The organism is Nocardioides sp. Z24_21, from assembly GCF_058134345.1.
Genome location: NZ_JBYTTH010000001.1, coordinates 17084 through 40391 on the forward strand (window position 1 = coordinate 17084; position 23308 = coordinate 40391).

22 protein-coding genes and 1 tRNA gene are annotated in these 23308 nt (G+C 70.3%); 2 read left to right on the forward strand and 21 right to left on the reverse strand.

Annotated elements, in window-relative coordinates:
• The 6 genes from AC3X7Z_RS00085 to AC3X7Z_RS00110 all read right to left on the reverse strand — a co-directional run bounded on the left by AC3X7Z_RS00085 (nucleotide 1) and on the right by AC3X7Z_RS00110 (nucleotide 6957).
• Nucleotides 1-1674: a thiamine pyrophosphate-binding protein gene (locus tag AC3X7Z_RS00085; RefSeq protein ID WP_489974603.1), complete on the reverse strand. Its 1674-nt coding sequence runs from the start codon at nucleotides 1672-1674 to the stop codon at nucleotides 1-3.
• A 119-nt stretch (nucleotides 1675-1793) separates the two neighbouring features.
• Nucleotides 1794-2840, reverse strand: a complete 1047-nt coding sequence (locus AC3X7Z_RS00090; protein ID WP_489974604.1) for an ABC transporter substrate-binding protein — start codon at nucleotides 2838-2840, stop codon at nucleotides 1794-1796.
• A gap of 49 nt (nucleotides 2841-2889) precedes the next feature.
• Nucleotides 2890-4071 carry an ABC transporter ATP-binding protein gene (locus AC3X7Z_RS00095; RefSeq protein ID WP_489974605.1) on the reverse strand — a complete coding sequence of 394 codons (1182 nt, stop codon included), beginning with the start codon at nucleotides 4069-4071 and terminating at the stop codon, nucleotides 2890-2892.
• A gap of 11 nt (nucleotides 4072-4082) precedes the next feature.
• A complete protein-coding gene (locus tag AC3X7Z_RS00100; protein WP_489974606.1) occupies nucleotides 4083-5702 on the reverse strand; it encodes an ABC transporter permease in 1620 nt (539 codons plus the stop codon).
• 628 nt (nucleotides 5703-6330) lie between these two features.
• Nucleotides 6331-6402, reverse strand: a tRNA-Val gene (locus AC3X7Z_RS00105).
• 48 nt (nucleotides 6403-6450) lie between these two features.
• The gene (locus tag AC3X7Z_RS00110; protein ID WP_489974607.1) at nucleotides 6451-6957 is read right to left on the reverse strand and encodes a PGPGW domain-containing protein; all 507 of its coding nucleotides are present in this window, start codon (nucleotides 6955-6957) and stop codon (nucleotides 6451-6453) included.
• A gap of 207 nt (nucleotides 6958-7164) precedes the next feature.
• Here AC3X7Z_RS00110 and AC3X7Z_RS00115 point away from each other — a divergent pair, with 207 nt between their 5' ends.
• Entirely contained in the window at nucleotides 7165-7599 is a 435-nt protein-coding gene (locus AC3X7Z_RS00115) for an SsgA family sporulation/cell division regulator (protein ID WP_489974608.1), read from the forward strand.
• 8 nt (nucleotides 7600-7607) lie between these two features.
• Here AC3X7Z_RS00115 and AC3X7Z_RS00120 read toward each other — a convergent pair whose 3' ends face one another.
• The 9 genes from AC3X7Z_RS00120 to AC3X7Z_RS00160 all read right to left on the reverse strand — a co-directional run bounded on the left by AC3X7Z_RS00120 (nucleotide 7608) and on the right by AC3X7Z_RS00160 (nucleotide 17829).
• Nucleotides 7608-9422 carry an ABC transporter ATP-binding protein gene (locus AC3X7Z_RS00120; RefSeq protein ID WP_489974609.1) on the reverse strand — a complete coding sequence of 605 codons (1815 nt, stop codon included), beginning with the start codon at nucleotides 9420-9422 and terminating at the stop codon, nucleotides 7608-7610.
• On the reverse strand, nucleotides 9419-11338 hold the full coding sequence (locus tag AC3X7Z_RS00125) for an ABC transporter ATP-binding protein (protein WP_489974610.1): 1920 nt from the start codon (nucleotides 11336-11338) through the stop codon (nucleotides 9419-9421). The genes AC3X7Z_RS00120 and AC3X7Z_RS00125 overlap by 4 nt, the downstream gene beginning before the upstream one ends.
• Before the next feature lie 129 nt (nucleotides 11339-11467).
• A complete protein-coding gene (locus AC3X7Z_RS00130; protein WP_186341098.1) occupies nucleotides 11468-12214 on the reverse strand; it encodes an amino acid ABC transporter ATP-binding protein in 747 nt (248 codons plus the stop codon).
• A complete protein-coding gene (locus AC3X7Z_RS00135) occupies nucleotides 12211-13086 on the reverse strand; it encodes an amino acid ABC transporter permease (RefSeq protein WP_186341097.1) in 876 nt (291 codons plus the stop codon). Before AC3X7Z_RS00135 ends, AC3X7Z_RS00130 begins: the two co-directional genes overlap by 4 nt.
• Entirely contained in the window at nucleotides 13086-13997 is a 912-nt protein-coding gene (locus tag AC3X7Z_RS00140; RefSeq protein WP_489974611.1) for an ABC transporter substrate-binding protein, read from the reverse strand. Before AC3X7Z_RS00140 ends, AC3X7Z_RS00135 begins: the two co-directional genes overlap by 1 nt.
• A gap of 9 nt (nucleotides 13998-14006) precedes the next feature.
• Nucleotides 14007-14786: an imidazole glycerol phosphate synthase subunit HisF gene (gene hisF / locus AC3X7Z_RS00145; RefSeq protein WP_489974612.1), complete on the reverse strand. Its 780-nt coding sequence runs from the start codon at nucleotides 14784-14786 to the stop codon at nucleotides 14007-14009.
• The gene (locus AC3X7Z_RS00150) at nucleotides 14783-15229 is read right to left on the reverse strand and encodes an NUDIX hydrolase (RefSeq protein ID WP_489974613.1); all 447 of its coding nucleotides are present in this window, start codon (nucleotides 15227-15229) and stop codon (nucleotides 14783-14785) included. Before AC3X7Z_RS00150 ends, hisF begins: the two co-directional genes overlap by 4 nt.
• Before the next feature lie 2 nt (nucleotides 15230-15231).
• On the reverse strand, nucleotides 15232-15978 hold the full coding sequence (gene priA / locus AC3X7Z_RS00155; RefSeq protein WP_489974614.1) for a bifunctional 1-(5-phosphoribosyl)-5-((5-phosphoribosylamino)methylideneamino)imidazole-4-carboxamide isomerase/phosphoribosylanthranilate isomerase PriA: 747 nt from the start codon (nucleotides 15976-15978) through the stop codon (nucleotides 15232-15234).
• 1071 nt (nucleotides 15979-17049) lie between these two features.
• Nucleotides 17050-17829 carry a hypothetical protein gene (locus AC3X7Z_RS00160; RefSeq protein ID WP_489974615.1) on the reverse strand — a complete coding sequence of 260 codons (780 nt, stop codon included), beginning with the start codon at nucleotides 17827-17829 and terminating at the stop codon, nucleotides 17050-17052.
• A 79-nt stretch (nucleotides 17830-17908) separates the two neighbouring features.
• On the opposite strand from AC3X7Z_RS00160, the gene AC3X7Z_RS00165 reads away from it, so the two are divergent.
• Entirely contained in the window at nucleotides 17909-18430 is a 522-nt protein-coding gene (locus tag AC3X7Z_RS00165; protein ID WP_489974616.1) for a hypothetical protein, read from the forward strand.
• On the opposite strand, the gene AC3X7Z_RS00170 is transcribed toward AC3X7Z_RS00165, so the two are convergent.
• From AC3X7Z_RS00170 to hisD, 6 genes are read right to left on the reverse strand one after another with little or no spacing between them, the layout of a single operon-like run.
• Complete coding sequence (locus AC3X7Z_RS00170) at nucleotides 18397-19029, reverse strand: hemerythrin domain-containing protein (protein WP_489974617.1); 633 nt, start codon at nucleotides 19027-19029, stop codon at nucleotides 18397-18399. The two genes, AC3X7Z_RS00165 and AC3X7Z_RS00170, sit on opposite strands and share 34 nt — an antisense overlap.
• Nucleotides 19030-19083: 54 nt before the next feature.
• Complete coding sequence (locus tag AC3X7Z_RS00175) at nucleotides 19084-19527, reverse strand: DedA family protein (RefSeq protein WP_186341089.1); 444 nt, start codon at nucleotides 19525-19527, stop codon at nucleotides 19084-19086.
• 26 nt (nucleotides 19528-19553) lie between these two features.
• Nucleotides 19554-20198 (reverse strand): imidazole glycerol phosphate synthase subunit HisH, encoded by a 645-nt coding sequence (gene hisH / locus AC3X7Z_RS00180; RefSeq protein ID WP_186341088.1) that lies wholly within the window; start codon nucleotides 20196-20198, stop codon nucleotides 19554-19556.
• On the reverse strand, nucleotides 20195-20803 hold the full coding sequence (hisB, locus tag AC3X7Z_RS00185) for an imidazoleglycerol-phosphate dehydratase HisB (protein ID WP_489974618.1): 609 nt from the start codon (nucleotides 20801-20803) through the stop codon (nucleotides 20195-20197). Before hisB ends, hisH begins: the two co-directional genes overlap by 4 nt.
• Nucleotides 20800-21975, reverse strand: coding sequence for a histidinol-phosphate transaminase (locus AC3X7Z_RS00190; protein ID WP_489974619.1), 1176 nt, complete (start codon nucleotides 21973-21975; stop codon nucleotides 20800-20802). The genes hisB and AC3X7Z_RS00190 overlap by 4 nt, the downstream gene beginning before the upstream one ends.
• A complete protein-coding gene (gene hisD, locus AC3X7Z_RS00195) occupies nucleotides 21972-23288 on the reverse strand; it encodes a histidinol dehydrogenase (RefSeq protein WP_206054380.1) in 1317 nt (438 codons plus the stop codon). Before hisD ends, AC3X7Z_RS00190 begins: the two co-directional genes overlap by 4 nt.
• Nucleotides 23289-23308: the final 20 nt, after the last annotated feature.

Consider the following 23308-nt stretch of genomic DNA (forward strand, 5'->3'; position numbering starts at 1 on the left):
TCACTTGCCTCCCGACAGACGCTTCGAGCCCACCCAGAGTCGGTGCATGACACTCACGTCTGTACGGACATCGATGACGAAGGGCTTGTCGCCCTGGCCGATCCGACCGACCGCGACCCGAGCCTCTTCGGGAGAACGAACCACCATCGCATCGCACCCGAGCGAGCTGGCGATGGCCGCGAGATCTGGCGTGTCGAAGAGCGCAATCTGCTCAGGGAGCCCCCAGTTCTTGAGGTAGTGCACCTCTGCTCCGTATGCCTCGTCATTCAGGACCACGATGGTGAGCGGAAGCCCTTCGCGCACAGCGGTGTCGAGCTCAGGCATGCTCATCATGAATGCGCCGTCGCCCAAGAACACCACGGTGTGCTTGTCGGGGCGGCCGATGCGAGCGCCGATCCCAAGCGGGATGCCCACGCTCATGGCGGCGAAGTCTGCGCCCCAGACGCGGTCATCAGGTCCGTGTGGAGCCACATGGTCGACCACGAAGAACATGGCGTGGCCGGTGTCGGTCACCAGCGTTCGGGCATCAGGCAGCTCGCGATCCAGGATGTCGAGGAACTCGCGTGGATCGATCACTGCATCACCACGGACGTACTCATCGCTTCGTGGCCCTGGCTCAGCGGCCAGCTGGGTCCTGACATCATCGGTGCGCATCCGCAGCTGAGTGCCACCTCCGTCGGAACCCAGCGCCTCGTTCAAGGCCGTCAGCGTCACGCGGGCGTCACCCACCAGTGCGACATCAACGCGCGTGAAGGCGTTGATGGCCGTGGGCCGGTTGTCGATGTGCACGATCCTCGCGCCAGGGAACAGCCTCCCGAATTCGGTGGTGAAGGTGTTCAGCCCCGCGCCAACAGCCAGCACCACGTCGACCTTCTCGAGGATCGCCTTGGTGCTGGGCGATGAAAGCCCTCCCACGACGCCAACGCAGTAGGGGTCGTCTCGAAACAGACCCTCCGCCTGCATCGTTGTCCCTACCGCTGCTCCCAGCAGTTCAGCGCATTCCAGGGCAACCTCGGCTGCGTCAGCCTCGATCACGCCTCGGCCCGCGAGCACCAGCGGGCGTTCGGACTGCGCCAGCACCGCGAGCGCCTGGGCGACCATGGTGGGGTCCGGATGGGCACGCCCGGGCACAGGGGACGGTTCGTACGACCACTCGCTCTCGATCTCGTCTTCAAGGAAGTTGATGGGGCAGTTCAACACGGCCGGACCCTCCCCCGAGCGAACGTGCTGGAAGGCCGCAAGCAGGTCCTCTGACAGCGAAGACATGCTCCCTACGCTCACCACCTTGCCGACGAGTGGCTCGAAGAACTTGACCTGATCGAAGTGCTTGATGTTGTGGCGCTCCACGGCGGGAGTGTCACCACAGATCAGGAGGACCGGCGATCGCCTCTTCTGAGCGGTGAGGAGGGCCGTCGCTGTCATTCCAGCTCCTGGCCCATCGCCCACACTGACAACCCCCGGCTTTCCCGTGACACGCGCATAGCCGTCCGCCATACAGATCGCACCATGTTCGGTACGGGCCCTGATGACCTTGATCCCCAAGCCCTGCAAGTGGGTCATGAACGGCATGTTGTCAATCGCCATCAACCCGAACACGGTGTCCACGCCCTCGCGCACCAGCGCGTCAGCGATCCCCTCGTAACCCTTCATCAGGGGCTGCCTCTTCTGTTCCATTGGTCTAGGTCCTCCTCCGAGGTGATTTCTGCACCAGTTGTCGTGCCCGCACAGGGCACGTTGCGTGAGCCATCGGCGCTTCCGTGCTCGAGGCACTCACGCCGGCTCCGCGCGAGCCATCAGCCGAAGTACTTGTCGAGCCGGCTCTCCCAGTTCTCCAGCGCCTCCGGCGTGTACGTGGTGGAGTCGAAGATCTCCAGGTCCTCGATGGGGATCGCGCCGGGCACTCCCCGCAGAGCAGAGGCGCCGAGACCGTCCCTTGTGTATGCGTGCTGACCCTTCTCGGACAGCATGAAGTCGAGGTACAGGCACGCCGCGTGCGGTCGATGCGCGTTCTCCAACACACCCGAACCGAACGCAACGCCGTAGCCCGGTTCAGGGGTGACCGCCTCGATGGGCGCTCCCGCGGCCTGGAGCTCTTCGATCAGCGATGGGACGCCCACATGGGAGACACCGATCTCACCCGACGCCACACTCTGGACCAAGGTCGTTGCCGTCGGGTAACGCTTCGGACCGAGGTCGCCGAGCGCCTGAAGGTGGTCTGCCCCCTCATGCTTCTCGAGGAAGTCGAGGAATCCGGCGTACGCCGCAGTCACAGACGAGACCGTGCCGAAACGTCCCTCCACCGAAGGGTCTGACAGGTCGTTCCACGTCTCGAAGCCGTCTGGGTACTCGTCCGAGTTCCAGACGATCATGCCGTACGGCACAGACAGGCCCAGGGCCGCCTTCCGCTCCACCTCCCAGTGGTCCGAGGGCCAGGCATCGACCGCGTCCCCAGCGAGCCCGATGAGCTGCTGCTCGTTCTCGGAGAACCAGGTCGGGTCGGCGAAGGTGAACACATCGGCTCCGTCGGTACCCGACTTTGCCTCCGCCGCGATCCGCTCCGGCAGTTCACCAGGATTGCCGCGCACCACAGTCACCGCAATCTCGGGGTACTCATCGTTGAACGCGTCGGCGAAGAGGTTCTCCTGGTACTCGGGCACGGTGGTGTAGACGACCACCTTTCCCTCGCTCTCGGCCTCGTCGACCGAGGCGTCATCGCAAGACGCGAGGCTTGCTTCCCTCCCCCCAGCCGAGCTACAGCCCCCAAGCGCCGTGATCATCAGGGCCACGGTCGCCAGCGCAGCCGACCTGTGCTGTCTCTTGTTCCTGGAACTTCCGAACATGAACTCGCTCCTTGGTGTCGCAAATCGTGTGAGTTGATCGGGTCCTTGATCAGGACGTCGAATCGGCGATACCGGCCCCGCCCGATCGGACAAGCGCGCCGTCCGCGCCGTACCAGAGGGTGTGCCGATCCGGCAGACCGACCTCCACATCCGCGCCGACATCGAAACGTCGGCCGTGGACGGGCAAGTCGACGAAGTACTCCCCCTCGCCGAGCGCAACGACGTGCTCATGGCGATCGACACCGGGAAGCACTTCCACGATCCTGCCGCCCGGAAGCCATGTGACGCCCTGAGCCGATTCCGCGTCGCCACTCGATCGCAACTGCAGTCGCGAGGGCCGAACACGCAAGGAATAGGTGTCAGGCAGCTGTCGACCGCCGGGCTTGGGGACCTGACCTCCGGCTACGGGCCTGATGTGACCGTCAGCCGACGCGACGAAGCGATTGCGCACTCCGAGAAAGTCTGCGAGGACCTCCGTAGAGGGACTCCGGTACACGTCGCGGGGTGGCCCGATCTGTTCGATCCGTCCCTCAGCCATCAGTGCGACGCGGGTCCCGAGCGCAAGCGCCTCGTCCTGGTCATGGGTGACGTAGACACCGGTGAATCCGAGCTCGCGATGAAGGAGCCGCAACTGCGCTCGCAGCTCGACGCGCAGCAGAGCATCGAGGTTGCTCAGCGGCTCGTCCAGGAGCAGGAGCCCGGGCTTGGCTGCGAGCGCCCGCGCGAGCGAGACCCGTTGTTGCTGTCCCCCGCTGAGCTCAGGCGGATAGCGGTCCGCCAGTTGGGCACACTGCACGATCTCGAGTACTTCGTCCACGCGCCCGGACCTCAGCAGGTCAAGCCGTCTGCGCGCCTTCAGCGGATACGCGACATTGTCGGCGACCTTCATGTGGGGCCACAGAGCATAGTTCTGGAAGACCATGCCGGCGTTGCGCTTGTTGGGAGGAGTGAAGACTCCACGACCAGTGTCTACGACGGTGTCTCCGCCCAGTTCGATCACGCCCTCGCTGGGCCGTTCGAGGCCAACGAGGCATCGCAGCAGGGTTGTCTTGCCGCAACCGCTGGGGCCGAGCAGCACCAGCAGCTCGCCCTCTGCGACGTCGAGGTCGATGTCCCGGAGGACGTGGACGCTCTCCCGGCGACGATGGAACGTCTTGTGGACACCGGTGACACGCACGGCGACAGATTCGCTGCGCGACTCGTCTGAGGTGGACACCGGTCGGTCGATCATGGCTTCTTTGTTCACAGTCGCTCCATTGCTTTAGTGCCGCCGAACAGGAGAGCAGCGATGACTCCACCGGAGGTGATGGCCGTCATGACGCTTGCTGTTCCTGCAACCTTCGGATACGCCCCAGCGCTGAACTGGTCGTAGAGAAGAACTGACATCACGGTGCTGTCCGGAGATCGCAGCATCAGGGACACCCCGAACTCGTGGCTGAGCAGCACGAACATCACTGCCGCCGATGCCGCAATTCCTCCCCGGGCGAGCGGCAGCACGATCTTCACGAATGTCCGCAACGCGCCGGCGCCGCTGACACGAGACGATTCGAACGTCTGGTTGCCCAGGGCGACGAGCGTCGCAAGCTGGTAGCGCACCGTGTACGGGAGCATGATGGTCACGTAGGCGATGACCAGAGCGATCGGTGACCCGTATAGACCGACCGCCGGCGAGGAGAACGCGAAGAGGAATCCAAAGCCTATGAGTGCCGCCGGAACCGCGAGCGGCAGCGTCGTGACGACATCTAGGCACGTAAGAATCGGGGTCCAGATCCGGCCCTGCTGAGTTTGGGCAATTGCGATGACCAGCCCTATGGGCACCAGCACCAGCACCCCGATCCCAGTGACCTGCAGGGTAGTGATCGTGGCTTCGACCAACGCTGGGTCATCGAGCGCGGACTTGTAGTGGACGAGGGTCATCTTGTCGAAGTCGACGCTGCCAGTCCAGAACGGTGACAGCGAGACATACGAAAGGGCGATCAAGGGGAGCACGGCCGCGAAAAGTGCGAACGAGACGACGTAGGTGGTTGCGAGGATGCCCATCGGACGGCTCACCGGCGCTCGGTCCATGCTCATGGCGCCGCGTCCCACGAACCGCTTCTGATCGCCGACCATCCTGCGTTGCAGGAATATCAGGAAGAACGCGACGCCGAGCAATGGCGTTCCCAATGCGGCGACCAAGGCGTAGTTGACCGGGAAGTCGGCCGTCAGCTCGTACATCCGCGTAGTGAGGACGTCCAACCCGTCGCGTCGCCCCAGAATCAGGGGAGCGGTGAATTGTCCCACTGACAAGAGCAGGACCACGCTGCCCGCATATATGAAGGTGGGCCGAAGCATGGGAAGGGTCACGGTGAACAATGTGCGCACGCTGCCAGCGCCATTGACTCGCGCGGCCTGGGCGTAATCCGCGCCGAGGTTGCGCAGCCCGCTGAGTACGAAGAGATAGACGAACGCAGACAGGGAGAATCCCGTGTAGAGGATGATCCAGGTGGGCGTGTAGACATCGATCGGACCGCTCGCGTCCGAGTCCACGAACGGCAGCTGCCGCAACAGCACATTCGCGTATCCGACTTCCGGGGAGAACAGGAACACGAAACCCACGACGTGCGCGACCGCCGGGATGATGAGCGGAAGCACTGGCGTGAACGACAACCATGACTGAAGCCGCGGCGGCATCGCCTGGACACTCAGCGCCAGTGTCGTACCGAACGCCATTCCCACCACCGTTGCCCCTACCCCGAGCCATACGGTGTTGCGCACGACGACACCCAGGTCGTTCATCTCCAGGAACTGGCGAATGCCGCTGCCGCCGTTGGCCCAGGCCCTGGTCTGAAGCGGCACGAGCGGGATCAGCACGAAGATCATGATGACGATCGTCAGGGCGGCCCAGGGCGACTGGCGGACGAAGTCGCGGGATGACCTGACGAGTCCGTGTGGGGCGGTTGTGACTTGTCTCATGCGTCGTCTCCGACTCTTGGTCGTGAACTGGATCACGCACAGACTACGTACAATATATTAAATGTCAACGGTTCCGACGCGAACTTGGACCGTGCTGGCCGGTCGCAAACGTCCCGGACACAGACCGGGAGGCATCGCAGCGAACTCCGCCTCGGTCAGCCACCACCTGCGTAAGTTAAGCGCCCTCCAGCAGGCCAGCGGGCGCCGGCATCACACCCACTCGTCGATCGCGCCCATCAGGCCGCGGTGGTGGTCGCTGAGACGGGCTCCATCACCGCGTGAACGACACGTCACCCGAAGCGGCCGGAGAGTGCACCAAGACGACCTGGCGACACATCAGCACGGGCGACCTCCCGGCGTATCGATGTGGTCGGCGCACCCTCCGGATCCGCGTGGAGGACCTCGGATCGGCCGCTCTCCGAGCGCCCGCGGCGCATCGCCGAGCAGGAGCTGGTGGACACGCAGTGGACACGCCGGTCACATGAGAACCGCCCCTGATCTGCTGTTCTTGCAGGTCAGGGGCGGCTCTGCTCGGTGGGCGATACTGGGTTCGAACCAGTGACCTCTTCGGTGTGAACGAAGCGCGCTACCACTGCGCCAATCGCCCGAGCTCGCCAGAACGTTATCCCATCCGGTGCCCGGACCCGGAATCGGGTCAGGAACCGGTGCCGACGCCGCTCCGGTCGTCGCCCGTCTTGCGGCGCGCGCGCACCTCGCGGCGCAGCTCGTCGGCCATCTCGGGGTGCCCGTGGAAGCGGCGGTAGCTGTAGACGATGAGCCCGATCGCGATGAAGGCGGACGCGACCTGCGTCACTCCGGTCCAGATGCCGCCGGGCAGCCACCACGCCTCCGAGACCGGCCACCACTCGGGCGCAGGGGGCTTGACGATCCACAGCACGCCGCACGCAGCGAGCACCAGGGCGCCGAGGCAGGACGCGACGATGCGCGTCCGGGTCTCGACGCTCTCGGCGGCGCCGATCATCGCGCGCAGCCGCACCGGCTCGACGCGGCGCTCCGCCCACGTGTACTGCTGGGACAGCAGGGCCAGCCCGGCGAAGATCCCCAGCAGGCCGGGACCGGGCAGGAAGAGAGCGGCCACGCCGAGGACGAGCAGGGTCCAGCCCAGCGTCTCCAGAACGACCCGCTTGGCTGCCCGTGTCATAGGAGAAACCTACCGGGCCTCCCCAGCCGCCCCCGCACAGGCGTAAGCGGTGGATACCGTCAAGGTCGTCACGAGCCTCCATCAAGATCCGGTCTGGACCGGTACGGGTCATATTTCTGCGTTTTGCCTCACAAGCGCCCCGCGATGGCGTCTCATGAGCACGCACCCCGGGGAAAACTCTCGCCCCGGAGACCACAAGGAGTCTCGATGAACATCTCCGGAAGCGGGCACACCCTGTCCGACGTCGCGTTGGACATCACCGTCGAGTGCATCGACGACCGCGGCATCCGCCACGAGATCGACACCGTGCTCAGCTATGCCGGCTCGGACCCCTTCGCCGTCGCGATGACCTTCGTCACCTCCGACGGCAACCTCGTGTGGACCTTCGGCCGGGACCTGCTGATCCGCGGCACCGAGTCGCCTGCCGGGGACGGCGACGTCCACGTCTCCCCCGCCAGCAGCCTCAGCGGCCGCGCGATGGTGTCGATCGAGCTCAGCTCCCCCGACGGCCACCTCGTCCTGCTGGCCCGCGCCTCGGACGTCCTGGACTTCCTGGCCCGCACCGTCGCCGTCATCGCGCCCGGCGCCGAGTCCGACTCCTTCGACGCCGACCTGCTGATCAGCCAGCTGCTGGCCTCCTGACGCCCCTGTCACACCGGGGCGTGCTGCGCGACCCAGCTCGCGTGCAGGCCCGCGTAGACGCTGCCCGCCTGCGTGACCAGCTCACGGTGGGGCCCGCGCTGCACCACACGACCCTTGTCGACCACGATCACCTCGTCGGCGCTCTCCGCGGTGGAGAGCCGGTGGGCGATCGTGACGGACGTGCGTGACTGCATCAGCCGCTCCAGGGCGCGTCCGATCTGCATCTCCAGCGCCGGGTCGACCGCGCTCGTCGCCTCGTCGAGCACGAGCAGGTCGGGGTCGGCCAGATGGGCGCGGAGCAGCGCGACGAGCTGCCGCTCGCCGGCCGACAGCGACTCGCCGCGCTGGCCCACCTGGGTGTCCAGGCCGCGCGGCAGGCCGGCGAGCCAGTCGTCGATGCCGAGCTCGACCGCGGACGCACGGATCTCGTCCTCGGTGGCGTCGAGCTTGCCGTAGCGCACGTTGGCGGTGATGGTGTCGTCGAAGAGGAAGCCCTCCTGCGGCACCAGCACCACGCTGCGCCGCAGCGACCGCGCGTCGATGCGGCGTACGTCGATCCCGTCGAGCAGCACGGCCCCGTCGACGGGGTCCATCAGGCGGGTGAGCAGCTTGGCGAAGGTCGACTTGCCCGAGCCCGTCTCCCCCACGATCGCCACCCGCGTGCCCGCGGCGATCGCGAGGTCGATGTCGCGCAGCACCGGCGGGCCGCCGGGGTAGGCGAAGCTCACGTCGGCGAACCGGACGTCGATCGGGCCGCGCGGCAGCACCTCGCCGTCGTCGCCCGGGTCGACCAGGTCGGCCGGGGTCTCCAGGATGCCCAGCACCCGGCGCCAGCTGGCGATGGCGTTCTGGGCGTCGGTGAGGATCTGGGTGCCCATCTGCACCGGACCCACGAACAGGGTCACCAGGAAGGCGAAGGCGAGCACCTTGCCGGGCGTGATGTCGCCGGCGAAGCCGAGGAGCACGCCGATCACGATCACGCCGGCGTTGGCCAGGCCGGCCGACAGGCCGCCCAGGGAGAACGACGTGACGGTGTAGGTCTGCGCGTGGGTGTAGGCGTCCTGCCAGTCCTTGATCGCGGTGTCGATGCGCGCCTGGGTGCGGTCCTCGACGCCGTAGGAGCGGACGACCGCCGCACCGACGACCGGCTCGGAGATGGCGCCGAGCAGCACACCCACCTGGTGCCGCACGACGGTGTAGGCGGCCGACAGCTTCTTCTGGAACCAGCGGATGGAGAGGAACAGGGGCGCGAACGCCAGCCAGACGACCAGCGCGAGCTGCCAGCTGTAGACCACCATCAGCACGGTCGCCACCAGCATCTGGCCGATGCTGACCACGAAGATGAGCCCGCCGAAGACCAGGAACTGGCTCACCTGGTCGACGTCGCTGGTCACCCTCGAGACGAGGGCGCCGCGGCGCTCGGTGTTCTGCGTCAGCAGCGGGAGGTCGTGGACGTGGCGGAACGCCCTCGTGCGCAGGGTCGCGAGACCGCGCTCGGAGGTGGTGAACAGACGGCTCGTCATCTTGTAGGACGCCCAGCTCGTCGCGACGATCGCGATGGCGGCCAGCACGCCCATCCACACGACGAAGTCGAGGCGCGGCCCGCCGGGACCGTTGAGGCCACGGTCGAGCGTCTGCTGCACCGCGATCGGCACGACGACCTGACCGCACGAGGCGATGACGGCGTAGACCAGGGTGCGGCCCAGGCCCTCGCGCAGCTCGGGCGAGTACTTCATGCCGAGCCGGATGGTGGCGAGGGCGCCGATGTCGGCACCGCTGTCCATCTGGGTGCCGGCCGTGGCCGGAGCGGTCGTGGTGCTCATCGCGTGCTCCCCTCGGCGTGGTCGGGACCGGCCGCGGCGCCGGGCGCCGCCCCCGGCGAGGTCTCGGCGGTCTCGGGTGCGGTCTCGGGCGCGGCCTCGTAGGCGTTGACGAGGTGGGCGTAGGCGGGGCTGGTGGCGAGCAGCTCGGCGTGGGTGCCGCGCCCCACGATCCGCCCCTCGTCGAGGTGCACGACCTCGTCGGCGAGCGAGATCGTGGCCTTGCGGTAGGCCACCACGACCAGGGAGGCGGCCGCTGCGTCAGCCGATCCGTCAGCCGGTCCGTCGCCCGATCCCTCGTGGTCGCCGGACGAGCGGTCGTCGCGCAGCGAGGCGAGGATGCGGGCCTCGACCTCGGGGTCGACCGCGGAGGTGGCGTCGTCGAGGATCAGCAGCCGGGGGCGGCGTACGAGCGCCCGGGCGAGGGAGAGTCGTTGCCGCTGGCCTCCGGACAGCGACGTGCCGCGCTCGCCGAGCCGGGTGTCGAGCCCCTCGGGCAGGGCGGCGACGAAGCCGTCGGCCTGCGCGGTGCGCAGCGCCGCCCACACCTCCGCGTCGGGCACGTCCGCGCCGAGGGTGACGTTGCCCCGGACCGTGTCGTCGAACATGAACGCGGTCTGCGGCACGAGCGCGACGTCGCGCGGCAGCTCGCCCTTGCGCAGCCCGCGCAGGTCCTGGCCGTCGAGGCGGATCCGGCCGGCGTCGGGGTCGACCAGGCGGGTCATCAGGCTGGTGAGGGTGCTCTTGCCGGACGCGGTGGCGCCGACGAGGGCCACGATGCGTCCGGGGCGGACGTCGAAGTCGACGCCGCGCAGCAGCGGCGCGTCGGCGTCGTAGGAGTAGTGGAGGTCCTCGACCTCGAGGAGTGCCCCGCCCGTGGCGTCGCGGGGCAGCTCGTCGGAGCCGAACGCCATGTTGCCGGTCGCGTCGAGCACCGCCTTGGCACGGCGGTAGCCCACGACCGATCGCGGGAACTCGCCGAGCAGCCAGCCGATGGCGCGGATCGGGAAGGACACGATGGTCAGCAGGTAGGCGACGGTGACCACGTCGCCGGGGTCGGTGGCACCGCTGGAGACCCTGGAGACGCCGACGGCCAGCACGACGAGCACGCCGAGGCTGGGCAGGCTGGCCAGGGTCGGGTCGAAGACGGCCCGGATGCGCCCGGCGCGGATGTTGGTGTCGCGCAGCTCCTCGGCCTTGGCGCGGAAGCGGTCGGTCTCCTCGACCTCACGCCCGAGCGTCTTGACGACCATCGCGCCGTCGAAGGACTCGTGCGCGATCTCGCTGACCTCGGCCCGCAGGCCCTGCGCGCGGGTCATCAGCGGTGAGGAGTAGTGCTGGTAGAGCAGGTTGGCGACGACCACGGCGGGGAAGACCAGCAGGCCGACCAGCGCCATGACGACGTCGGCGACGAACATCTGCACGACGGCGATGACCATCATCACGATCGTGCCCAGCGCCATCGGCAGGGGCATGATCGGCGCCCACGCCGCCTCGACGTCGGAGTAGGCGTTGGAGAGCAGCTGGCCCGTGGGGTGCCGCTGGTGCCACTCCATCGGCAGCGAGAGGTATTGGCGGGTGACGCCGCGGCGGGTGTGCGACTGCATCCGGTAGTACATGATGCCGCCGCCGAGGCGGCGCGCGACGATGCCGACCGCGCGCAGGATCGCGACCGCCATGAACAGCGCGACCACCCACAGCAGCATGTCGGTGCCGATCTCGCCGGTGTCGAAGGCGGGGATCAGGACGTGCTCGGTGGCCCACCCGAGCACCCAGGCGTCGGCCACCGTGAGGACGCCGAACAGCACCGCGCCCAGCGTCGCGACCGTGAACACCGTGGGCTCGCGCTTGATGCCGACCCACAGGACCCGGAAGCCGTCGAGAGTGGTGGTGCCCCGCAGCTTCGCGTCCTCGCCCACAGGTGTCGCCCGCCTCCTCGTCGTGATCCGCGTCTCGCGGGTCGGTTGCTCACAGCAACCGCCCAACCTGGCAAGGCTATTCCTCGGCACTGACAGCGGACGAATCAGTACGCCGCTGCACGCCCCCGCTCAGGAGGCGCGGATGCGGGACAGGAACGCCCGGGTGCGCTCCTGCTGCGGGTCGCCGAGCACCTGATCGGGGCGCCCCCGTTCGTGGATGTGACCGTCGTGCAGGAAGCACACCTCGTCGGCCACGTCGCGGGCGAACGCCATCTCGTGGGTGTTGAGCAGCATGGTCACGCCCTCGGCCTTGAGCTCGGTGAGCAGGTCGAGGACCTCGCCGACCAGCTCGGGGTCGAGCGCGCTGGTCACCTCGTCGAGCAGCATCAGGCGGGGGTTGGCCACGAGCGCACGCGCGATGGCCACCCGCTGCTGCTGGCCGCCGGACAGGTCGTCGGGGCGGGCCGTCGCCTTCTCGGCCAGGCCGACGCGCTCGAGCATCGCCAGCCCGCGCGACCGGGCCTCCCGGGCATCCACCCCGTGCACCAGCCGCAGCGCCAGCGTCACGTTGCCGACGACGTCGAGGTGCGGGAAGAGGTTGTAGGCCTGGAACACCATCCCCATCCGCGAGCGGACCTTGTCGCCGTCGACGCGCGGGTCGGTGATGTCGCGCCCCTCGAAGGTGATCACGCCGTCGTCGACGACCTCGAGGAGGTTGACGCAGCGCAGGAGGGTGGACTTGCCCGATCCGGACGCGCCGATGAGGACGACGCACTGCCCGGGCTCGATGGTCAGGTCGACGTCGCGCAGCACCACGTGGTCGCCGAACGACTTGCGGACGCCGGCGAGGCGCAGGAGCTCGGTGGGAGCGTTCACAGAGGTCCTCCTGCTCCGTGGTAGCCCTTCTTGCGGGCGTAGCGGTCGGTGAGCCGTGCCATCGGGATGGTCAGGCAGCAGAACAGCACGCCCGCCACGACGTAGGGCGTGTAGTTGAAGTCGAGCGCGGTCTCGATCTGCGCCCGACGGATCGCGTCGGTCACGCCGAGCACCGCGATCAGGCCGGAGTCCTTCTGCAGCGAGACGAGGTCGTTCATCAGCGGCGGGATGACCCGACGCCAGGCCTGGGGCAGCACGACGTGGCGCAGCGTCTGGCCGTAGGTCAGTCCCATCGACCGGCCCGCCAGCCGCTGGCTGGGGTGCACCGACTCGATGCCGGCGCGGAAGACCTCCGCGACGTAGGCGGAGTAGGAGAGCACCAGCGCGGTGCCGCCCCAGAACAGCGGCGAGGTGGGGAGCCCCTGCAGGCTGAGGGCCGGGCCGCCGAAGCCGAGCAGGAAGATCACCAGCAGCAGCGGCAGCCCGCGGAACACGTCGACGTACGCCGTGCCGAGCAGCCGCAGCGGGAACGCGACCGGGCCGCGCAGGGTCCGCACGATCGCGACCGTCAGGCTGACGACCAGGATCAGGATCCAGCACACGACCATGACCCGGATGTTGAGCCAGAGCCCGTCGAGCACCGCGGGGAAGGACGAGACCGCCTTGTCCCAGTCGAAGTAGGTCTCGCGGACGCGCTCCCAGCCGGGTGAGCCGACGACGGCGGCGCCGATCGCGCCGAGCAGCAGCAGGGTGCTGCCCGCCGCGATCACGGCGCTGCGCAGGGTGCGGCGCCTCCGCCAGTCGTCACGCTCGAGCTGGACCGCGGAGGGAAGCCACCCCCCAGGCGCCTCGTCGGCGACCCGGTCCGTCATCAGGACAGCTCGGGAGCGCCCTGCTGGGCCAGCCACTCCTGGCCGATCTGGTCGAGGACGCCGTCCTCGCGCAGGGTGTCGACGGCCGCCGAGACGCACTCGGTGAGCGGGCTGTCCTTGGCCAGCACCGCGCCGAACTGCTCCGGCTCGCCCTCCGCGAGCGGCAGCTGGCCGACGATGGTGCCGTCGTCGAGCTGGACGGCCGTCATGTAGTAGGCGGTGGGCAGGTCGACGACGATGCCGTCGATCTGACCGTTCTTGAGCGCCTGCACGGCCTGGTCGTTGGTGTCGAAGACCGCGGGGTCCTGCGAGGGCTGGATCTGGTCGGTGATCGCGGTGTAGCTCGTGGTGCCGACCTGTGCGCCGAGCTTGGCGTCGGCCAGGTCGGCCAGGCTGGTGGCGCCCTCGATGGCGCTGCCCTCGTTGGTGATCACGGTCTGCACGACGTCGTAGTAGCCGGAGGAGAAGTCGACGGCCTTGCGGCGGGCCTCGGTGATCGAGACCTGGTTGATGTCGAGGTCGAACTCCTTGGGCCCGGGCTGGACCACCTTGTTGAACGGGACCGCGACCCAGGTGACCTGGTCCTCGGTGTAGCCGAGCTGCTCGGCGACGGCGTAGGCCACGGCGGACTCGTAGCCCTCGCCGTTGGCCGGGTCGTTGCCGACGAACCACGGCTCGTAGGCCGGGTCGTCGGTCGCGATCGTCAGGGTGCCTTCGGAGACGGTCTCGAGGGTGTCGGGCGTGCACGCGTCCGCGCTCGCGGAGTCGGCGGACCCGGAGGCGTCCGACGTCGCGTCGGTGGCGCTGTCGCCCTCGTCGGTCGGGGCGCAGGCGGTGAGCGCGACCGTGGCGGTCGCGAGGGCGGCGATGGCGAGGTGGCGCTTCGCCACGCGCCGGGGCGTCTTCAGCATGGCCGAATCCTACGACTCCGGGTGGGCCGTCCTGACCGGATGACCGGCCGTGGACAGGCCGGCCTTGACCTCGCCGATGCTGAGGGTGCCGAAGTGGAAGACCGTCGCCGCGAGCACGGCGTCGGCTCCCGCCTCGACGGCCGGCGGGAAGTGCTCGACCGCCCCCGCTCCCCCGCTCGCGATGACCGGGATGCTCACCTCGCGGCGTACGGCCCTGATCAGGTCCAGGTCGAAGCCGTCGGTCGTGCCGTCGGCGTCCATCGCGTTGAGCAGGATCTCGCCCGCGCCCAGGTCGGCGGCGCGCACGGCCCACTCGATCGCGTCGAGCCCGGCGCTCCTGCGACCGCCGTGGGTGGTCACCTCGAATCCGCTCTGCGTGCCGGTCGCCCGACGGGCGTCGACGCTGAGGACGAGCACCTGGTTGCCGAATCGGTCGGCGATCTCGGCGACCAGCTCCGGGCGGTTGATCGCAGCCGTGTTGACCGCGACCTTGTCGGCGCCGGCCCGCAGGAGGCGGTCGACGTCGGTCACGCTGCCCACCCCGCCGCCGACGGTGAGCGGGATGAAGACCTCCTCGGCGCAGCGGCTGACCACCTCCATGGTGGTGGCACGGCCCTCGTGGGAGGCGGAGATGTCGAGGAAGGTCAGCTCGTCGGCGCCCTCGGCGTCGTACAGCCGCGCCAGCTCCACGGGGTCGCCGGCATCGCGCAGCTCGGTGAAGTTGACGCCCTTCACCACCCGCCCGCCGTCGACGTCGAGGCACGGGATGACCCGGATCGCGAGGCTCATCGCTGCGCCAGCCTTCGTGCGCGCGCCGCCAGCGCGATGTCGACGATCTCCGAGCGCGGCTGGCCCTCCAGCTCGGCCAGCGGCACCCATCGCGCGTAGTCGGTCGAGCCGTCGACCTCGGTCGTGCCCAGCTCGCCACCCGTGATCGTGGCCTCGAAGACGAAGCGCTGCGACCTGAACGGGCCGTCGAAGGTCCGGCCCTGCGCCGTGAAGTGGTGCTCGGCCAGCAGGATGCCCGGCTCCACGTGGTAGCCGGTCTCCTCGAACACCTCACGGACGACGCCGTCCATGATCGACTCGTCGTAGTCGATGCCGCCCCCGGGCAGCGACCACTCGGGGGCGCTGTGCCCCTCGCCGTTCCACCACGCGAGCAGCGCGCGGTCCTGGTCGTCGACGATCAGGACGTACGCCGCCAGGCGGGTGTGGTACTCGAAGAACTCCATGCTCAGTCGCCCCTCGTCAGGGCGAGCGCGTCCTCGAGGGTGAAGCGGCCCTCGTAGAGCGCCGTGCCCGCGATGGCCCCCTCGACGCCCTCGTCGACGAGGCCCATCAGGGCGCGGATGTCCTCGAGCGTCGTGACACCGCCGCTGGCGACGACCGGTCGGTCGGTCGCGGCGCACACGTCGCGGAGCAGCTGGAGGTTGGGGCCCTGGAGCATGCCGTCCTTGTTGACGTCGGTGACCACGTAGCGCGCGCAGCCCTCGCCGTCGAGGCGCGCGAGAGTCTCGTAGAGGTCGCCGCCGTCACGCGTCCAGCCGCGGGCGGCGAGCGTCGTGCCGCGTACGTCGAGGCCCACCGCGACCCGGTCGCCGTAGGTCGCGATCGCCCGGGCGCACCACTCGGGCTGCTCGAGCGCCGCCGTGCCGATGTTGACCCGCCGGCAGCCGGCCGCCATCGCCGCCTCGAGCGACTCGTCGTCACGGATGCCGCCGCTCATCTCGACCTGGATGTCGAGGGTGCCGACGATGCGCGCCTGCAGGTCGCGGTTGTGGCCGTGCCCGAACGCCGCGTCGAGGTCGACGAGGTGGATCCACTCCGCGCCGGCCTCCTGCCAGCGCAACGCCGCCTCGATCGGGTCGCCGAAGCGCTTCTCCGACCCGTCCACGCCCTGCACCAGCTGGACGGCCTGGCCGCCCTTGATGTCGACGGCGGGCAGGAGCTCGAGGTAGGGCTGCTCGGGGGTGCTGGGCATGGGTCGATCCTAGGATCGCCCCGCTCGCCCGCGCGTCGGCGGTGGTGGTGGCGAGACAGCGGGCTCGTGGTGGGGGCCGGGCTGCGGCCGTCGCGGTCGCGGGGCGGGTGGGTCCGGCGCAGCTCGACCGGCTCGTCGCCGAGGCCATCAAGCGCTTCGACCTCGCCGCGCCCGACCGGTCGACTGATCCGGAGGACGACTACCTGTACGTCGACCCACGTCACGCCACCCTCCACGACCAGGAGGTGCACTTCGCCGGGACGATGCGGTTCGGGCCGACTGGGCGCCTCGAGCGGTCACGACCCCGCTCAACCACCCGGATCCGGGTGTCCCAGCGGGGACGAGACTGTCCTAGTGGGGCTGCTCGGGTGGTGGAAGGGCAGCGGCTGGTGCTGCTCGACCAGGTCCGCGACTGGTGTGCCGACTCGCGCACCAAGGTCACCATCAGACCGGTCATCGACCTCACACGGAGCTCACTGCAGCGGGCTACGACGTCCCCGACAAGCTCCGCGAGCAGGTCGTCCTCCGGGACCGCACCTGTGTCGTCCCGTGGTGCACCCGCCCCGCTAAGGGCTGCGACATCGACCACGGCACCCCCTACGACCACGACGCCGCAGCCGAGGGCAGACCGCAGCCCGGCCCCACCCGGAGCGACAACCTCGCCGCGCTGTGCCGGTCGCATCACCGCCTCAAGACCCACCCGCTTGGCACTACCGGACAACCGACCCGGGAGCGTACGAGTGGACCTCGCCGCACGGCCACCACTACCGCCGTGACCAGACCGGCACGCGCTCACTCGACCCACCCGCGTCGGTTCCGCCGGGCATCCCCCAACCTCGGCGACCATGACCCCGCCCCACGCCCCGCCCCCGACCAACTGGCGGGGCCAGAGGCAGGTGCCGCCGCGCCCACGACCGGATCGGCCTCCGCGCAGCGCTCGCGGAAGCGCAACGAACGGAACCGAACCAGCGCCGAGCCGCCCCGGACCCTCGCGCCGGGGAGGCGGCGCAAGCGCGACCCGGGCCGACCTCCCCCCGCGGGTCTGGGGTCCGCTCATCGTCGTCCTCGCCCTCAGCCGAGCGGGGGCCGGCCGCTGGGATGCGAGCCGTTGATCCGGTCGCCGTTCGCATACAGCGACACGTGCCCGTCCACCTGCAGGGCCTCGATCTCCGGATCAGCGACGAGCTCCTGGATCAGCGCAGGCGTGCCGCCGACGATCGTGCTGTCGTAGTCGATCTCGGAGTGGACAAGCCGCGACCTGTCGTGCGGCCACCAGATCGTGGGCGACTGGACGATGCCCATCGCGCGGACCGTCCTGCTCCACGTCTCGGGAAGCCCGGCGGTCTCGAGCTCGGACGAGAGTGCGACCACGTCAGCCAGCGCGCCCGAGAACAGCCAGTACTGGCGGCCCGGCAGCCGAAAGGCGGGCTTGGCACGCCATCGCGCGGGCGAGCTCCCGAAGCCGGCCCAGAGGGCGGACCAGCACACCTCGGGCGTGTCGGTGTGCGCGCTCAGGTGGGCGACCATGAGCGGCAGGGTGATCGGATCGAGCGTCCCGAGACGCGGTCCCGGTATCCGTTCGGTGTCTGGTCGATCGGCCTCCCGGGACATGTCGGTGAACTGGGCAGCGGGATGGAACACCGCGCCGCGGTCGTCGGCGATCGCGGCCCACGTGCTCGGACGGTCGCCGCTGGGGAGGCCCTGATCGGGACGGTGGAAGATCCGTGCGTAGGCAGGGAACGTGCTCGTGACGAGGTCGACGACCCGTCCGTGGAAGTGGTCTGGGATGGCCGACACCAGCCAGTCGGCTGCCGCCGTGTCGTCGAGCGGCTCGATGGTCGTCTCCCCCATTTGCGGGAGACTACTGCTGCATGCGCGGCTCCTCCCTGGGACCGAGCGGCGTGCATCGATCCGGGCTAGCGTGGGGCCCGTGATCGGCGACCGGTGGGGCGTCAGGCCCGAGGAGGTACGGCGCAGCTACGGCTGTGACGCCTTCGTGGCGGCGCCGACGATGCAGGCGTGGCGCGGCGTCACGGTGGACGCGGAGCCGGCGACCGTGTGGGCCCGGCTGAGGCAGGTGCGCCTCGCGCCCTACTCCTACGACCTGCTCGACAACCTCGGGCGGAGGTCGCCGCGCGAGCGCCTCGACGTGCCCGAGCCCCGGGTCGGCGACCCGTTCACCCGCGCGCTGGGTGGTGACCAGGGACGGGTGCTGGCGGTCGTGCCCGGCCGCGAGCTGACGGCGACGATCATGGGCGCACACCTGACGTACGCCGTCGCGCCGGGTCCCGACGGCACCCGCCTGCTGCTCAAGGTGGTCGCCGCGACGCCCCACTGGGTGGCCCCGCTGCTGTCGGTGGGCGACCTGGTGATGGCGCGTCGGCAGCTGCTGACGCTCAAGAGGCTCGCCGAGGACGATCAACGCCAGACGGGGGCGACCTCGCGGCGGTAGCGGCGGGCGACCACCCGGGTCATCACCGTCACCACCGGGCCCGGGATCGCGGCGCGCAGCGACGACAGCTCGCGCTCGCCCGCACCGTCCTGCATCCAGGCGAGGGCGTTGGCGGCGTCGACGGCGCTGGCCGGTCGCAGCTTCTTGGTCAGCGCCCTGAACTCCGGGTCGTCGTGGAGGGCCCCCATCGGGCCCTCGACGTCGCGCTCCTCGTGGTCGAGGTGGCCGTTGATGACCTCGCGGGCGCGGGCCACCTCGTCGGCGGCGGCCGTGGCGTTGACGATGGTCGGGGCGGCGACAACGGCGTCGAGGCTGGTGGAGACCGCGGCCAGGGCCTGCTTCATCGCGACGTGCTCGGCCTCCATCTCCTCGAGCAGGGTGAGGTCGAAGCCGCGCGACTCGAGGAACGGCCACACGTGCTCGTCCTCGGCCTCGTGGTGGTGGGTCAGCTCACGCTGCAGGTTGCGCCAGGCGGTCCGGATCTGCGCGGCCCGCGCCGCGTCGCCCTCGCGGAGCTCGCGCAGCGCCTGCTCGGTGCGGGAGACGTCGCGGCGCACGGCGGCATGGATGATCTGGTTCATGCTCAGCTGCTCGGTCACCCCGCGAAAGTAGACCCGCCGGCGACCCCGCCGCGACCCAGTTTTCGGGGATCCTCAGTGCTGAGGGCGCCGGCGCAGCAGGTGGCGCACCAGCACCGCCGTCGCCGCCACGGCGGCCAGCACGCCCAGCAGCGCCCACGGCCGGCTGCCGCCCCAGAACGTCTCCACCACCGCGATCCCCACCGTGAGGTAGACCCCCGCCCAGATCAGGGCGCCGAGGAACAGGGCGGGCACGTAGCGGCGCAACGGCATCCGCAGCGTGCCGGCCGCGAGGTTGACGGCCGTCTGCACGCCCACGGTGAGGAAGCACAGGGTGACCGCCGGTGCGCCGAAGCGGCGTACGACCTCCTCGCCGCGCGCCAGCCAGGCGTTGTCGAGCGACCAGCGGCGTCCCGCGGCGCCGCGTGCACCGCGCCCGACCAGGTAGGTCCCTCCGGCCCGGCAGAAGGCCACGACCACGAGGAACGCATAGAGGGGGACGACGGGCCAGTCGGGCACGCGGTCATCCTCCCAGCCGCGCCGGCCTAGCCCGTCGGGAGGGACGCGACCCAGTTGCGCAGCAGCGCGGCACCGGCGTCGCCGGACTTCTCGGGGTGGAACTGCGTGGCCGAGAGCGGGCCGTTCTCCACCGCGGCCACGAACCGGTCGCCCCCGTGCTCGGCCCAGGTGACCAGCGGCGCCGTGGTGCGGTCGTTGGTGACCAGCTCCCACTCGCGCACGCCGTAGGAGTGCACGAAGTAGAACCGCTCGTCCTCGATGCCGCCGAAGAGGCGCGACCCCTCGGGCACCTCGACGGTGTTCCAGCCCATGTGCGGCACCACGTCGGCCTGCAGCCGGTCGACGGTGCCCGGCCACTCGTCGCAGCCGGCGGTCTCGACCCCGTGCTCGACCCCCCGCGCGAAGAGGATCTGCATGCCCACGCAGATGCCCAGCACCGGGCGTCCGCCCGCGAGGCGACGGCCGATGATCCGCTCGCCCTTGATCTCGCGCAGGCCGGCCATGCACGCGGCGTACGCCCCCACACCGGGCACCACGAGACCGTCGGCGGCCAGCGCGGTGTCGAAGTCGCTCGTCAGCGTGACCCGTGCCCCGGCGCGCTCGACCGCCCGCACGGCCGAGCGGAGGTTGCCCGAGCCGTAGTCGAGGACGACGACGTCGGGAGCGGTCACAGGCTGCCCTTGGTGGAGGGCACGCCGGTCTCGCGCGGGTCGATGGCGACCGCGTCGCGGAAGGCGCGGGCGAAGGCCTTGAACTGGGCCTCCACGACGTGGTGCGGGTCGCGGCCGCCGAGCACCCGCACGTGGAGCGCGAGGTGGGCGTGGAAGGAGATCGTCTCGAAGACGTGGCGGGTCAGCGAGCCCATGTAGGGCGCGCCGGTGCCGCCGATGGCGACGTACTGCTGGCCCTCCGGCTCGCCGGTGTGCACGCAATAGGGACGGCCGGAGACGTCGACGGCGGCCTGGACCAGCGCCTCGTCGAGCGGCACGGTCGCGTCGCCGAAGCGGCGGATGCCGGTCTTGGCGCCGAGGGCCTGCCGCAGCGCCTGGCCGAGCACGATCGCGGTGTCCTCGACGGAGTGGTGGGCGTCGATGTGGGTGTCGCCGGTGGTCGTCACCACGAGGTCGACCAGCGAGTGGCGGGCGAACGCGTCGAGCATGTGGTCGTAGAAGCCCACGCCCGTCGACACCTCGGAGCGGCCGCTGCCGTCGAGGTCGACCTCGACGAGCACGCTGGACTCCTTGGTGGTGCGCTCGATCTTCGCGGTGCGGCTCATGCCGGCTCCTCCATCTTGTCGTCCACCTTGTGGTCCGTCTCGTGGTCCGTCTGGTGGTCCGTGCCTCGGACCGTGTCGAGCAGGGCGCCCTTGAACGCTGCCATCTCCACGGCCGTGCCGATCGAGACCCGCAGCCACCCGTCGGGCCCGGTCTCGCGGATCAGCACGCCGCGCTCGACCAGACCCTGCCAGACGGCGTGCCGGTCCGCGAACCTGCCGAACAGCGCGAAGTTGGCGTCGGAGTCGGCGACCTCGAAGCCCTGCTCGCGCAGCCACGCCACCGTCGCGTCGCGCTCGGCGCGCAGGTCGTCGACCCGGCCGAGCAGCTCGGGGGCGTGGCGCAGCGCCGCCAGCGCGGTCGCCTGGGTGACCGCTGAGAGGTGGTAGGGCAGCCGCACCACCCGGAGCGCGTCGCAGATCGCCGGGTCGGCGGCGAGGTAGCCCAGGCGCGCACCGGCCAGCGCGAACGCCTTGCTCATCGTGCGGGTCACCACGAGGTTGCGGTGCGCGGGCAGCAGCTCCAGGGCGCTGGGGGTGCCGGCGCGGCGGAACTCGCCGTAGGCCTCGTCAACGACGACCAGCCCGCCGGGCTCGTAGGACGCCGCCGCCTCGCAGAGCATCGCGACGGCCTCGGGCGGCAGCGCCGTGCCGGTGGGGTTGTTGGGGCTCGGCAGCAGCACGATCGTGGGCCGGCGCTCCTCCACCAGCCGCCGGGCCGCGTCGAGGTCGATCGAGAAGTCGTCGGCACGGCGGCCGGCGACCCACTCGGTCATCGCGTCGCGGGCGTACTCGGGATACATCGAGTAGGTGGGCGCGAACGACAGCGCGACCCGCCCCGGACCCCCGAAGGCCTGCAGCAGCTGGAGCATCACCTCGTTGGACCCGTTGGCCGCCCACACCATCTCGGGCGTGATGCCCGAGCCGCCGGAGGTGTCGAGGTAGGCCGCGAGTGCCGTGCGCAGCTCGACGAACTCTCGGTCGGGATAGCGGTTGAGCGACACCGCGGCCCGGCCGACCGCCCGGGCGATGTCGGCCGCCGCCTCCGGCGAGGGGCCGTAGGGGTTCTCGTTGACGTTGAGCTGCACGGGCGCCTGCTCCAGCGAGAGCTGCGGCGCGCCGTAGGGCTCGATCCCCCACAGGTCGTCCCGCAGGGGCGGGAAGGGCGCGCTCATCGCTGCGAGCGGTCCGCGAACCGCGAGCTCACGCCGGCGCCGTGGCCGGGCAGGTCCTCCGCCTCGGCCAGGGTCACGACGTGGTCGGCGACCTCCGCGAGCGCCTCGCGCGTGTACTCCACGTGGTGCACGCGACGCATGAACGAGTGCACGCCCAGCCCCGAGGAGTGGCACGCGCAGCCCGCGGTGGGCAGCACGTGGTTGGAGCCGGCGCAGTAGTCGCCCAGCGCCACCGGCGACCAGGGTCCGATGAAGACCGCACCGGCGTTGCGCACGCGGGCGGCGACGCCGCGCGCGTCGCGGGTGTGGATCTCGGTGTGCTCGGAGGCGTAGGCGTTGACGACGTCGAGGCCCTGCTCGAGGTCGTCGACCAGCACGATCGCGGACTGCGGGCCGCCGAGTGCGGCCGCGACGCGCTCGCCGTGCCGGGTGGCGGCGACCTGCTTGCCGAGCTCGGCCTCGACCTCGTCGGCCAGCGAGGTCGAGTCGGTGACCAGGAGCGAGGCGGACGTGCCGCCGTGCTCGCACTCGGTGAGCAGGTCGGCGGCCACGAACGCGGGGTCGGCCGAGTCGTCGGCGAGCACGGCGATCTCGCTGGGACCGGCCTCGGAGTCGATGCCCACCACGCCGCGCAGCAGGCGCTTGGCGGCGATCACGTAGAGGTTGCCGGGACCGGTCACCAGGTCGACCCGGCGGCAGGGGCCCGCGCCGTGCGCCAGCATGGCGATGGCCTGGGCGCCGCCGACGGCGTAGACCTCGTCGATGCCCAGCAGGGCGCAGCCGGCCAGGATCGTCGCGTCGGGCAGCCCCGTCTCACGGGTGGGCGGCGCGGCGACGCACAGCGACGGCACGCCCGCGACCTGGGCGGGCACGACGTTCATCACCAACGTCGACACCAGCGGCGCCAGGCCCCCGGGGACGTAGAGCCCGGCGCGGTCGACGGGGATGGAGCGGTGGGTGACGGTGGCACCGGGTGCCACCTCGACCACGGAGTCGGCCTCCACGTCGGCTTCGCTGGTGAGCCGGAGCCGGCGGATCGACTCCTCCAGCCCGGCCCGGACGGCGGGGTCGAGCGCCTCGAGGGCGTCTCGCAGGGCCGCGGGAGGCACCCGCGGGTCGGGCACGTCGACGCCGTCGAGCTCGAGGGTGAGCGCGCGGACGGCGTCGGCTCCCCCGGTCCGGACCGCCTCGATGATCGGCGCCACGACATGCGTGGCCGCCTCGACGTCGAACTCGGCGCGAGGCACGCTCGCGCGGTAGTCGACGGACGCCGCGTCGGCGCCCCTCAGGTCGATGCGACGGATCAGGGACATGCCCCGATTCTAGGTTCCTG